General features: G+C 65.6%; 14 protein-coding genes. 6 read left to right on the plus strand and 8 right to left on the minus strand.

The annotated features are described in order from the left end of the window. Positions 1–5 precede the first annotated feature (5 nt). The gene (locus VH499_RS01330; protein WP_332050873.1) at positions 6–1,175 is read right to left on the minus strand and encodes an efflux RND transporter periplasmic adaptor subunit; all 1,170 of its coding nucleotides are present in this window, start codon (positions 1,173–1,175) and stop codon (positions 6–8) included. Between the two features lie 519 nt (positions 1,176–1,694). On the opposite strand from VH499_RS01330, the gene VH499_RS01335 reads away from it, so the two are divergent. From VH499_RS01335 to VH499_RS01345, 3 genes are all read left to right on the plus strand, one after another. Next, a complete protein-coding gene (locus VH499_RS01335; protein ID WP_332050874.1) occupies positions 1,695–1,961 on the plus strand; it encodes a hypothetical protein in 267 nt (88 codons plus the stop codon). A 158-nt stretch (positions 1,962–2,119) separates the two neighbouring features. Further along, the gene (locus tag VH499_RS01340; protein WP_332050875.1) at positions 2,120–2,299 is read left to right on the plus strand and encodes a hypothetical protein; all 180 of its coding nucleotides are present in this window, start codon (positions 2,120–2,122) and stop codon (positions 2,297–2,299) included. Positions 2,300–2,408: 109 nt separating this feature from the next. Continuing rightward, positions 2,409–2,687, plus strand: a complete 279-nt coding sequence (locus tag VH499_RS01345; protein WP_332050876.1) for a hypothetical protein — start codon at positions 2,409–2,411, stop codon at positions 2,685–2,687. A 28-nt stretch (positions 2,688–2,715) separates the two neighbouring features. Here the strand turns inward: VH499_RS01345 and VH499_RS01350 are convergent, their stop codons facing one another. After that, positions 2,716–3,264 (minus strand): DUF2478 domain-containing protein, encoded by a 549-nt coding sequence (locus tag VH499_RS01350; RefSeq protein WP_332050877.1) that lies wholly within the window; start codon positions 3,262–3,264, stop codon positions 2,716–2,718. Positions 3,265–3,401: 137 nt separating this feature from the next. Here VH499_RS01350 and VH499_RS01355 point away from each other — a divergent pair, with 137 nt between their 5' ends. Further along, positions 3,402–4,307, plus strand: a complete 906-nt coding sequence (locus VH499_RS01355) for a polysaccharide deacetylase family protein (protein WP_332050878.1) — start codon at positions 3,402–3,404, stop codon at positions 4,305–4,307. A 19-nt stretch (positions 4,308–4,326) separates the two neighbouring features. Here VH499_RS01355 and VH499_RS01360 read toward each other — a convergent pair whose 3' ends face one another. From VH499_RS01360 to VH499_RS01375, 4 genes are all read right to left on the minus strand, one after another. Further along, complete coding sequence (locus tag VH499_RS01360; RefSeq protein WP_332050879.1) at positions 4,327–5,172, minus strand: carbohydrate ABC transporter permease; 846 nt, start codon at positions 5,170–5,172, stop codon at positions 4,327–4,329. Continuing rightward, a complete protein-coding gene (locus VH499_RS01365) occupies positions 5,172–6,002 on the minus strand; it encodes a carbohydrate ABC transporter permease (protein WP_414709729.1) in 831 nt (276 codons plus the stop codon). Before VH499_RS01365 ends, VH499_RS01360 begins: the two co-directional genes overlap by 1 nt. A 104-nt stretch (positions 6,003–6,106) precedes the next feature. Then, entirely contained in the window at positions 6,107–7,411 is a 1,305-nt protein-coding gene (locus VH499_RS01370) for an ABC transporter substrate-binding protein (RefSeq protein WP_332050881.1), read from the minus strand. 348 nt (positions 7,412–7,759) lie between these two features. Then, complete coding sequence (locus VH499_RS01375; protein WP_332050882.1) at positions 7,760–8,587, minus strand: sugar phosphate isomerase/epimerase; 828 nt, start codon at positions 8,585–8,587, stop codon at positions 7,760–7,762. Between the two features lie 257 nt (positions 8,588–8,844). Between VH499_RS01375 and VH499_RS01380 the strand changes: the two genes are divergently transcribed. Together VH499_RS01380 and VH499_RS01385 are read left to right on the plus strand one after the other, a co-directional pair. Continuing rightward, positions 8,845–9,600, plus strand: a complete 756-nt coding sequence (locus VH499_RS01380) for a dienelactone hydrolase family protein (RefSeq protein ID WP_332050883.1) — start codon at positions 8,845–8,847, stop codon at positions 9,598–9,600. A gap of 11 nt (positions 9,601–9,611) precedes the next feature. Next, a complete protein-coding gene (locus VH499_RS01385; protein ID WP_332050884.1) occupies positions 9,612–9,929 on the plus strand; it encodes a DUF6295 family protein in 318 nt (105 codons plus the stop codon). 39 nt (positions 9,930–9,968) lie between these two features. Here VH499_RS01385 and VH499_RS01390 read toward each other — a convergent pair whose 3' ends face one another. Then, a complete protein-coding gene (locus VH499_RS01390; protein ID WP_332050885.1) occupies positions 9,969–11,066 on the minus strand; it encodes an FAD-dependent oxidoreductase in 1,098 nt (365 codons plus the stop codon). 282 nt (positions 11,067–11,348) lie between these two features. After that, a complete protein-coding gene (locus tag VH499_RS01395) occupies positions 11,349–12,251 on the minus strand; it encodes a polysaccharide deacetylase family protein (protein ID WP_332050886.1) in 903 nt (300 codons plus the stop codon). Between the last annotated feature and the right edge of the window lie 60 nt (positions 12,252–12,311).

The raw sequence follows: 12,311 nt of genomic DNA on the forward strand, positions 1-12,311 counted from the left end.
CGGCGTCAGCCGGCCTTGTCGGCAGCAGACGCCGAGCCCGCCGTCGGCTGATCGATCCGCACGCGCGCGCCGTTGACGAGGCGATACTGGCCGTCGAGCACGACCTTCTCGCCGGCGGCGAAGCCCTTGCCGATGATGGCCAGCCCGTCCTGCTGGGCGACGACCTCGACGTCGCGCCGCTCCGCCGTCAGGTCGGGCTTGACGACGTAGGCGTAGTAGCCGTTGGGCCCCTGCATGATGGCGCGCTGCGGCACCGTGATCGCGTCCTTGCGCACCGAGAGCTGCAGACGCACGTTGACGAACTCGCCCGGCCACAGCCGCTCGTCCAGGTTCTCGAAGCTCGCCTTCAGCCGCAGCGTTCCAGTCGCGGTGTCGATCTGGTTGTCGACCAGCGTAACCTCGCCCTCGGCGAGCTTGAAGCTGTCGTCGGCGCTGTAGGCCAGAACCGTCAGAGGATGGCGAGCCTGGTTCTTGCGCAGGTTGTGGTTGGCGTATTGCGGGATCGTGAAGTTGACGAAGATCGGCTTGATCTGCGTGATGGTGACGAGGTTCGTTCCCTGGCCCGCCTGGACCAGGTTGCCGAGATCGACGAAGCGCTGGCCGGTCCGGCCGTCGATCGGCGCGCGGATGTCGGAATAGGCGAGGTTGAGCTGCGCCGTGTCGATCTGCGCCTGGTCGGCGGCGATCGAGCCCTTCAGCGCCTCGACCGTCGTCTTCTGCTGATCGTAGGTCTGCCGCGACTGGAAGCCCGAGCCGATCAGCTTGCTGTAGCGATCGAGGTCGAGCTGGGCGCCGGCAAGCTGGGCTTCGTCTCGCTGCTTGGCCGCCTGGGCCTGCTCGAGCAGGGCCTTGAACGGCCGCGGGTCGATCTGGAACAGCGGATCGCCAGCCTTCACGTCCTGGCCTTCCTCGAAAGCGATCTTCACGATCTGGCCGTCGACACGGCTCTTGACCTGGACGGTCTTGTAGGCCTGGACCGTCCCGATACCGCGCACGAAGACGGGAACATCCTTCTTTTCCGCGACCGTGATCGTGATCGGCACGACCGGGCCGGCCGGCGACGCTGCGGCGGCCGCGCGCGCGTTGTCCCGGCCTGTCTGTTCGAGGAGGAAATAACCGCCCGTCAGCACGACCACGACCGTTACCGCGGCGGCAATTCCCGACGATCTCTTCACGCCCGTCATCCCTTCGCACATGCCTGCGCTCATCGTCACCGACTCGCGCCGGCGCGTCGCCAGCCCCAACCCGCCGACGCAACGAGCCCTATTCTATCCCCGATCGTCCACCGCTCACGGCCGAGCCGAGGTGAAGAAGCGCGTCAAGCGTCACAAACGTGTGAGCAAGCAACCCTCTAGCTTAGCAGTTCACCGATTGTCGCGCCCTGCCAAACTTGGCCGTCGCGTCACCCCGAGTGCGGCGAGGCATTGGTCCGACAGGAAAGAGGTCGCCCGCAAAACCAAACGGGATCAGGGCCTTACCTTTGGCCAAATGAGTGCCACCGGCATCGGCCTGCCGGCTCTCCGACGTGACCTTTGGAGGACATCACGGCCAAATCATGGAGCGGCCGAGGTCGGCTCTGCGTCACGGTGTGTTGCGCGCAGAACACGATGGCCGTCCGAAATGTGAGGCGAACCCGCAACCAGCAACCACCGGAATTTCCGTCGCGTTGATCGGGCGGGAATGGGAAGGACAACATGGGTCGCCGCTTCGATCTCACCTACAAGGACCGCGCGCTGAAGGTCTGCGTCCTGCCAATCGACGAGGCGTGGGAATTCTGGCTTTGCGAGCGAGGGTGCCGACTGGTGCTGGGCGCGCGACTGGCGATCGACGACGTGCTGGCGGCCTGGCGCGATGGCCGCGGTGATCCTTTCCTTGCCACCTGCGAATTGATCGGCACGAGCCTGGACCGCGGCGAGATCACCCTGCCCGAGGCGGCTGCCGGGCCTCTCTGCGAGACCTGAATTCCCGCGTCGGTTCCGCAGGTGCGGACAGAAGCCTGATCGTTTCCACCGCCGGCTGCGGCGGAGCCGCGAAACGCACGAAACGCGATTGAACAGATTGCAACATCATCGCGTTACCAAGCTTACCCAAAATAGCGCCCTCGATTGTGGAGGGTGCAATGTACCAGTTAATCGGCGCCACCGCTTTCGTCCTTGCTGCGGCCGGGTTCGCACGTTGGGGCGATCCGATCATGGCAAGTCTCCTCGTCGTCTGCGCCATCGTGTGGGGTGCGACGGCGATCGCTCCACTGCGGGATGGAAGGACGCCTAGGCAGAGCACCATCCCGCGGCTGGAATAGCTCCAACCGCCGACTGCCGCCCTTTGGGGGTGGCTGGCAGTCGGCGGCCTTCGGACGGGATGCGCCCTCAACTCAGGACGAGGGCGCGGGATGACCAGGGGGCGCACCAATGACAACAACGTGGCTCGCCGTGATCGCGGAGCGTGATTTTCCCGAATTCGCGCGCCGTGTTCATGGCCTTCGATCCTCTTACCCCGCTTATGTCGCAGAGCTCGACCGCATCGAAGCGGATTGGCTGGCGGGAAGCCCGGACGGCGAAGCCGTCCGCGTTCGCGTCACCATCGCCGATCTCGACAGATATTGCGGACGCCAGGGGCAAGGTTGCGCGGCTCACGAACTGGTTCGGTTGGCCAATCTCAAGGACGGCGGCCGGCTTTGGGCCGAGTGACGGACGGGTCCGCGGCCCTGCGCGAAACTCAAATGCTCTCCAGGGACCGCACGTCGGGTGGCCTGCCGGTTCGAGCTGCCTGCCACCATCTTCGGAGCGCCGCGTGATCAGCGGGCAATGAAGTCGCATCCGGCATCATCACCCGCCATGTGTCTCGATGCTTGTCGGACACCGATGTGAGGATGGGCTTGCCGGCGGCGATCGCCGCATGGAAGGCGTCCGCCAGGCCCGAGCCCATGGCCTCGAGCTTGCCGAACTTGCTCAGCACGACCAGATCGCTGCCGGGAATCTGCCGGCGCACCATCGCACAGGCCGCATTGACGCCATCCGCATCGAGATGGCACGAGGTGTGAGCGGGCCGCTCCTGCAAATAGATCGTGAAGGGCCGGCCGGACTGGATATCGCGCAGAAAGCCCGCGCCGCAGCTCCGATCGGCAAGGCCGTGCGCCTCGGCCACCACCCCGACGACCTTGACGCCCGACTCGCGCCAGGCGGCGACGGCTTCCGTGAACAGGGCTTGCACGGCGGCGCCGGGAGCATCGACCACGCAGGCGACCCTTGCCGCATCAGACGCCATCGCAATCCTCCATTCTCATCCGATCACCAAGCTTAGACGGCCGTCGGCCGATCTCAAGTCGAGCGCAGGCGCGGGAATCGGCGCCCGCCTTCCTTTTCCGATAAGCTTTTGGTGAACTGGCAAGCGGGAGGCGATCCATGACCGAAGAAGAGGCCGGCCGGGTGCGCGACTTCGTGGGCTACGGACGCAACCCGCCTGATCCGCAGTGGCCCGGTGGCGCGCATGTCGCGGTCAATTTCGTCATCAACTACGAGGAGGGAGGCGAGCATGCCGTGCCGGACGGCGATGGCGCCTCCGAGACCGCACTGACGGAAGGCTCTACGGCGGCGGTGAAGGGGCGCGATCTCGGCGCGGAGAGCATGTTCCAGTATGGCAGCCGCGCGGGCTTCTGGCGTCTTCACCGGATGTTCACCAAGCGCGCGCTGCCGTGCACGGTGTTCGCCATCGCCCGGGCGCTCGCCCGCAATCCCGCGGCGTGTGCCGCCATGCGCGAAGCGGATTGGGACGTGGCGGGCCACGGCAATCGATGGGAGATCCACGCCAATCTCCAGCCGGACGACGAGCGCGAGCAGATCCGGCTGGCTACCGAAGGCATCGCGCAGGCGATCGGCATCCGTCCGCTCGGCTGGTACAGCCGATACGCACCCTCGCTCCATACCCGCGGCATGCTGCTCGATGCCGGCTACGAATACGACAGCGACGCCTATGACGACGAGCTGCCTTACTGGGTCCGCGTCGGCCACCGCCGCCAGCTCGTCGTTCCCTATTCGCTCGTCCACAACGACGTCCGCTTCATCCGGCAGGGCATGACCTCGGGCGACGAGTATCTGGCCTACGTCAAGAACGCGGTGCAGTGCGTGCTGGAGGAGGATCCGCCGCGCCTGCTGAGCTTCGGCCTGCACAATCGGATCATTGCCCATCCCGGGCGTGCCATGGGGCTTGCCCGCACCCTCGACTGGCTGACCGACCAGCCGCGTGTGTGGGTTGCGCGGCGGATCGACATCGCGCGGCACTGGCGCCGGCTGCATCCTGCCGCCGGCTGACGTGCTCCGGGAAAGCGAGCTAGCCCTTCACCGATCCCGCGGTCAGCCCGGCGACGTAGTGCTCGACGAAGAACGAGTAGATGATCGCCACTGGCACCGAGCCCAGCAGCGCCGCCGCCATGAGCTGGCCCCAGTAGAACACGTCGCCGCGGATCAGCTCGGCGATGGCGCCGACCGGCACGGTGCGGACATCGGTCTTGGTGAGGAAGATCAGGGCATAGAGGAACTCGTTCTGCGCCAGGGTGAAGGCGAAGATGCCAGCGGAGATGAAGCCCGGCGTGCAAAGCGGCAGCACGATGCGCCACATCGCCTGGAAATAGCTCGCGCCGTCGATCCGCGCCGCCTCCTCGAGCTCGTGCGGCACGCTCTTGAAATAGCCCATGAGCAGCCAGGCGCAGAACGGCACCAGCAACGTCGGATAGGTAAGGATCACCGAGGTCAGCGTGTTGCCGAGTCCCATGCGGTTGATGATGTCGGCCATCGGGATGAAGAGCAGCGGCTGCGGCACGAGATAGCTGCCCGCCACCCCGACGGCGATCAGCGCCGCGCCGGGAAAGTTTATGCGCGCCAGCGGATAGGCCAGCATGACACCGAGCACGAGCGAGATCGCGGTCGTTACCACGGCGACCAGCATGGTGTTCCAGGTCCAGACCAGGAACGGCGTCTGGGTGAACAGGTCGACATAGTGCTTGAGCGTCGGGTGATAGAGCAGCAGCGGCATCATCTGCGTGTTGTAGAGCTCGGAGTTGGGCTTCAGCGACGTCACCGCCATCCAGTAGAAGGGGAACAGCGTGAACACGAGAGCCAGCGCGAGCGGCAGCCAGAGCTGCAGGAGCTTCACGCGCCAGCCACGGGCCACGACCATCACTGCCTCCGCATGTAGAGGGTGAGCGCCACGATCAGCAGGGCGAGCGGCGGCAGCATGGCCAGCGCCACCGAGGCACCATGGCCGAGCTGACCTGCCGTCATGGCGATGTCGAAGGAATAGGTCGCGAACAGGTGCGTGGCGTTGGCAGGCCCGCCGCGCGTCAGCACATAGACGAGTTGGAAGTCGGCGAAGGTGAAGATCAACGAGAAGAGGGTGACGATCAGCAGCACGGGCTGCAGCAGCGGTAGCGTGACGTAGCGGAAGCGTTGCCAGGAATCCGTGCCGTCGATGGTCGCCGCATCGTAGAGATCACCGGGGATGGTCTGCAGTCCTGCGAGCAGGGTGATGGCGTAGAACGGCAGGCCGCGCCAGACATTGACCAGGATGACCGAGCCCATTGCGAGATAGGGATTGCCGAGCCAGGACGGCCCGGGCGGCGTCACGCCCAGATGCACCAGCACCCAGTTGATGACGCTGAACGCGGGATCGAGGATCCACATCCAGGCGATGGTGCTGAGGACGGTCGGCACGATGAAGGGCAGCAGCACGAGCGCGCGCACCAGGTTCTTGAAGCGGAAATGCTGGTTCATGACCAGCGCCAGCCCGAGTCCGCCCGCCGCCTTCAGCGCGGTGGCGACGATGGTGTAGATGAAGGTGTTGCGGACCACCTGCCAGAAGATCGGGTCGTGGGCGTCGGTGATGAAGTTGGCGAGGCCGACGAAGACGGCGGGTCGGGCAACGGCGCGGTCCTCGAGGCTGAGCCAGATGCCGTAGATGAAGGGATAGCCGACGAAGGCGAGGAGGAAGAGCACCGGCGGGAGCACCATGAGCCAGCCGAAGGCCGTTCCTTCCTTGACGCGAAAACGCGGCCGGGGAACGCGCCGCAACTCGAGGGCGATGGCCGAATCGGAGGGCAGGGCTGTCACCGGCCTCAGGCCTGGCCGTAGATCTGCTTCACCTGCGCCTGGGCGGTCTTGATCACATCCTTGGTGGCGCCACCGCTGCAAGCCTTGGCGAACATGTCGATGATCACGTACTTGGCGATCACCTCGGCCTGCGGCCGGCTGACCGGCGCCGGCCAGCCCGGCAGGTGCGAGGACTCCATCGAATCGCGGAACGGCAGGTTGCGCGGCTCGACGGTCCAGAACTTGGCGTTGTCGTAGGCGTGCAGGAAGGGCGCGTAATAGCTGTCGGCCGAGGCGAACCAGCCGGCGAGCTGCTCCGGCTGGTTCAGCCAGCGCAGGAATTTTCTTGCCGCCTCGATGTCGGAGGCGCCGGTGAAGACCGAATGGCTCCAGGGATTGAGGATGTGGAAGCGCTTGCCGGTCGGCCCTTTCGGGTTGAGGGCCTGGCCCGTCACCTTGCCGATCTCGGGGAAGTCGCGCTTGGCCACCCAGAGGATGCTCTCGGCGTTGTTGGTGCAGGAGATCTGCTGGCTGAGATACGCCTTGTTGTTGCTGGCGTCGTTCCAGCCGAGGCAGTCCTCGAGCGTGGTCTTCTGGAAGAAGTTGCGGGCGAAGTCGACGCAGCGCGCCATCTCGTCACTGTCGACGACCACGGTCTTGCCATCCGGATCGACTTCGTGGGCGCCATAGGACCACATCAGCGGATAGACCCAGCCGTGATTGTCGCCGAAGCCGTGGCCAAGCTCGAAGCCGAACGGGTGGCCTTTGGCCTTGAGCTTGATCCCGGCCTCCAGGAGTTCGTCCCAAGTCTCCGGAAACTTGTCGAAGCCGACCTCGTGGAACCAGTCGATGCGGTAGTTCATGAGCTGGCCGATATTGCCGAACGGGATGGCCTTCCATTTGCCGTTGACGACCACCGCCTCCTTGGCGACGTCGTACCAGCCGCCCTGGGCCTTGCCGACCTCCTCGGCGATGTCGCTGACATCGACGTATTTCTGGTCGTAGAGGAAGGGCCAGTTGAAGCCGTTCAGGACGACATCGGCGCCCGACCCGGTCTCCAGCACCGCCGAGACGCGTGTCTGCAGCGTGCCGACGCTGGTGAGTTCGTAGTCGATCCGGGTACCGGTCTCCTTCTCGTAGCGCGGCCCGAGCTCCTTCTTGAAATAGGCGTCGAAGTCCCGGATGAAGGAGCTGTCGTGGAGGAAGGTCAGCGGCTTGGGCGCTGCGCCGGCCGAGGGCGCGCCGACCAGAGATCCCAGGGTGCCGACAGCGGCAATGCGCAGCACATCCCGGCGCGAGGCAGCCGCACCGGCGGTTCGACGGTTTGTCATCCACTCCTCCCTGTGCAGCCGGGCGTTGGCCGGAACTCTTCTTGTTTACACGTGGTGAGGCGACGCGGAGCCTATCGTCGCGGGCGAAAGCCTGTCAAGAAACCGCCCGCATGGAACGGCACCCGGGGCCAAAAACCGGCCGCCGGATGCCAGACCCGGCGCGTCGTACGATGGATGGCCTGAAGGCCGGGCAGAGCGGGACACCGGAGCGCTGGCGGACCGCCCCGCAACCCGCTGCATCGATCGCGGCGAGACGCGAGGCGGGCCGCTGCAGCCGCGCGCCGGTACCGCCTCCGGCGAACGAATCCGGACAGTCGCTCCTTCGGCCACGACGAGGCCTCGCGCTACCTAGACGTCGAGCTGTTGCACAAACCTCAAGCTTGTCTCGATGCTGCGCATCGGATCGCGGGGGTTGTCGTGCTCGACGAACCAGCAAACCATTCCCGCAAGCGCCGACTGACCAAGGATGCGCTTGAAGTCGATCGTTCCGCTGCCGACATCGGTGATCGTTCCGTCGCGCGCCATGTCCTTGACGTGCACGAGCGGGAAGCGCTGCGGATACTCCTGGAAATAGGCGACAGGGTCCCTCTTTCCTCTCGTTGCCCAATACAAATCGATTTCTAGTTTGACCAGGCCTGGATCGGTCTCCGCCAGCATGACGTCGTATGGAATCCGCCCGTCTATCGGACGGAACTCGAAATCATGATTGTGATAGGCAAAGCTCAGCCCCGCCTTGCGCACTTGCTCTCCAATTTCATTGAAGCGATGGGATACGCGCTTCCAGTCGTCGAGCGTCCGACGGCGCCGTTCATCGATGAATGGGCAGACGATGAACTTTTGCCCCAGCTCGTTGGCATCCCGGATGGCAAGCGGAAGTTCTCGTTCGAGTTGTTCGTAACTCACGTGCGCCGACGGGGCGGACAATCCGTGCCGCTTCAGCATGGCAGCTGTCTGCTGGAATGACGGACCGTAAAGCCCCGCAAATTCTACCTGCCGGTAGCCGATGGCGGCGATCCGGGCGAGGGTGCCTTCGAAATCCTGCTCCAACAGGGCTCGAACCGTGTACAGCTGCAGCCCCATCTGAGAGGGCGCCTTGCTGCGAGCCGGCTTCGCCAGGAACGATCCCGCGTTGACAGAGAGCAAGGCCGCGATCGTCGCCCGCCTGTTCACGATCATGCGCATCCCCCTTGATGCCTGGCGGCCCGGTACACGAGGCTGAGGGTCCACTCCCCGAGGATCGTCTGACAAGGGTGAAATGACGGATCTGGGGTCGAAGCGCTCGGCCGCCTCGGTTGCGCCGAATAGGCGATCGTCGAATACTTGCCGCAACGGCATCCGGCGGCAAAGGCAAGTTCGGCCCGCCTATCGACAAGCGCGGCGGCGCTCCGATGCGCCGAGGGACCATCAACGCTTACGCTCATGGAGGAGGATCGATGTCATTCTACCGAGGCATGACCTGCGAGAATGTGACCATAAAGGGCGACAAGGGAACCCCGATCACCGCCTACGTGGCCAAGACCACCGGCGTGTCCGGCAAGGTTCCGGGCGTCGTGCTGATCCACCACCTGCCGGGCTGGGACGACTACTACATGGAGATGACGCGTCGGTTCGCGCACGCAGGCTACAATGCCATTTGCCACAACCTCTATGAGCGCGAGGGCGGCCAGAACAATCCGGACGATGTTGCCGCCAAGGTGCGTGCCGACGGAGGCATTGCCGACGCCCAGATGGTCGGCGACACCGAGGCCGCCGTGCAATGGCTGCGCGCGCAGCCCAATCACAACGGCAAGGTCGGCGCGATCGGCACCTGCTCCGGCGGCCGTCACGCCTTCATCTACGCCTGCCGGAAGAAGGACGTCGATGCCTGCGCCGACCTGTGGGGCGGCCGCGTGGTGATGGGTAAGGAGGAACTCAATGCCAAGACGCCGGTGGCGCCGATCGACATGACCAAGGACCTCTGCTGTCCGCTGCTCGGCCTGTTCGGCAACGATGACCGCGCACCAAGCCCCGAGCAAGTGAACCAGCACGAGGCCGAGCTGAAGAAACACGGCAAGGTGCACGAGTTCCATCGTTACGACGGTGCCGGCCACGGCTTCTTCTACTGGCACCGACCGCTCTACCGGATCGAGCAGGCGATGGACGGCTGGAGCAAGGTGTACGCCTTCTTCGGCGAGCATCTGGCGAAGTAGGAGACCCTCACATGTGCACGTCCATCATCGAGATCGCCCGCGCGGAAGGCATGGCAAAGCGCGGCGACGAATGGTTCCCGCTGTCGCAGGCAGTGGTCGCCTACGACCATGCGCGCCATGCGCCGCGGGGCGACGTCATCACGCTCGATTTCATCAATACGCGCCTCGACCCCGGGGCGCGGGCCGGGATCGAGCTGACCCTGGAGACGGCCAGGGAGCTGCGCGCCGCTCTCGATCGGGCGATTGCCGCGGCCGAGTTCGAGGAGGCGGAGGTGAGGGGCCAAGGGTGGAACAAGGGCGCCGAGCTCCGCCTCGTTCGGACGGCGTGACGGCAGGACCAGTCGGCCGCGCAAGGGACTTCCGCCGACTCACGCCGGGTCGAGCGCGCGCAGTCGGCCGGCCGCGAAAGGCGCCAGGTCGACCTGGCGCGCAGCGCCGTCGAGGATCAGCTCTGCCATGGCCTCTCCGGTCGCGGGCGCGTTGAGCATGCCCCAGACGCTGTGCCCGGTCGCCACGTAGGCCCCGTCCACCCCTGGCACCCGGCCGATCAGCGGCAGGCCATCCTCGGTGACCGGCCGGAAACAGGCCTGTCGCGTCCTGATCGGCGCCGCGGCGAGTGCCGGCGAGATATTGCGGCACATCGCCTCGAGCCGCGCATACGCCCCCTCGTCGGGCGCGACGTCGGCGGGATCGATGGGCACCGGCCGGGCCGTCGAGATCGCGCAGATCCACGTCGTGCCATCGCCGCGGGGAAACAGCTCGGGAGTCAGGACTTCGCCGCTCGCCTCCTGGTACTCGAGGAAGAGCGCCTCTGCAGGAATGGTCTCGCCGGTGTCGAATACGAGGCTATGACCCTTGTAACCGAACACCGCGGGGAGGGGCAGCCATTGCGCAGCCAGCGTCGACCAGGGTCCCATGGCGATGATCACGGCGTCGGCTTCGACAAGCTCGCCGCCTTCGAGCACGACACCGACCACTGCGCCGCCGGGGCGACGCACCAGCCCGGCAATCACGCCGCGCTGCAGTTCCGCGCCATGTGCCTGAGCGGCGCGCATCAAGCCCATGGTGAAGGCGTGCGGCTCGACCAACGCCGTCGTCCGCGGCGAGCCGAGCCGACCCGTGATCGCCACCCGTCCGGCCAGCCACGGTCGCGGGCCCGGGCCGAGCGCTGGATCGTTCTCGATGGCGTAACCGCCGTAGGTCGCGAGGCGCCGATAGCCCCAGGGATTGCCCAGTTCGGCGGCGAGGTCGGCGTGAAGATGGAAGCTCCGCCGCGTCAGTTGATCGAGCGCGCTGTCGCGGCACCAGTCGAAGGCCAGGAAGCCACCCGACTTGCCGGACGCTGCACCGGCGACAGCGTGACGCTCTATCACGACGGGCCGTGCGCCGCGTCGGCTGCAGAAGTAGGCGATCGCGACGCCGATCGCGCCGCCGCCACAGATCACGATGCGCTTGGCCCGGCTCATGCCGTTGCTGATGGAACAGCAGCGGCGTAGCCCGCGCAATGTCTGGATGAGTTACTGGCGGACCCGGCGAGATTCGAACTCACGACCTCTGCCTTCGGAGGGCGAAGGTTGTATTCCATTAAGGTCTTGGTCCGTCGACTAAAACTTGGTCCCGCGATCAACTGCGTGGCAACGGCGTGCCAAGCATCGGTCACGGACGTTGGCGAGATCAGAGAAGATTCCCATTGGGGTTGCGAGCTCCAACGCCAATACGGGAGCGCGCTCACTCGAAGGTGCACGATGTCACTCAGTTCGGGCCTGACGTAGCAGCTCGCGGATCGGACGAAATCCGATCGGGTGGACTCCTTGGATCGCCGTCCATTCGTTGAACTCGTTGCCGCGGAACAGGCGATACTCGTCCGTTCGCCAATGCGCACGGGGCGGCACGATGCTCTCGATGTCGCCCGGGGCGTTGCAATGGAGGGCAAAGAATGTGACACCCGGTGAAAGCCCGCTGATGATCGCGCGGTAGGTTGCGGGCATCACGTCGGAATCGACGCCGGGCGTCATCCGGAAATCGTCGACGAGTGGGATACCGGCGCGGTCGAGCTCGCCGATCGCTGCATCGAAGAGACCCGTGTCGACGGGCCCGAGTGGCAGCATCTCGAGATAGCTCGAGATCCGCCGCGGCAACAGAACCGGAAGGCGGTACTCGCGCCCGAGACGAAGATATATCGGCAGCAATTCCGGAGCTAGAGCGGCGCCCATATGGGTGTCGAGATGCGTCGGGTCGAGGCCGGCGGCGAGCGCGCGCTCGATCTGCATGCGCATTTCCGCCTCGGCCGCCTCCGGCACGACATGCTCGCGCAGCAACGCCACCCGACGCCACATGTAGCCGTCGGGGTCGATGAGGCCCGAGTTCGGGCTCGTCGTGGAGATCGGGTGCCAGCGGTAGTTCGGCCACTCGCTTGTGAGCGTGAGATGGATACCGAGGTCGAGTGCTGGATCGTCAGCTGCTGCGTCGGCGATCTCGGGGAACCACGGGCATGGCACCATGACCGAGCCGCACGAGACGAAGCCATCGCGTGCGAGCGCAAGGAAGGCCTGGTTCGAACCATGGCACATCCCCACGTCGTCCTGATGCGGAATGACGATCCTGACGTCAGGGCCAAAGCCGAGCGCAGCGGCGAGGAGGCTATTGGACATCAGGCGCCGATGATACCCGTTTCGGACGCTGCGCAGCATGGATAGCATCTCCGGTTGCTC

Origin of the sequence: Reyranella sp., from assembly GCF_036558665.1 — a bacterium.
In the GTDB taxonomy this organism is placed as follows: Bacteria; Pseudomonadota; Alphaproteobacteria; order Reyranellales; family Reyranellaceae; genus Reyranella.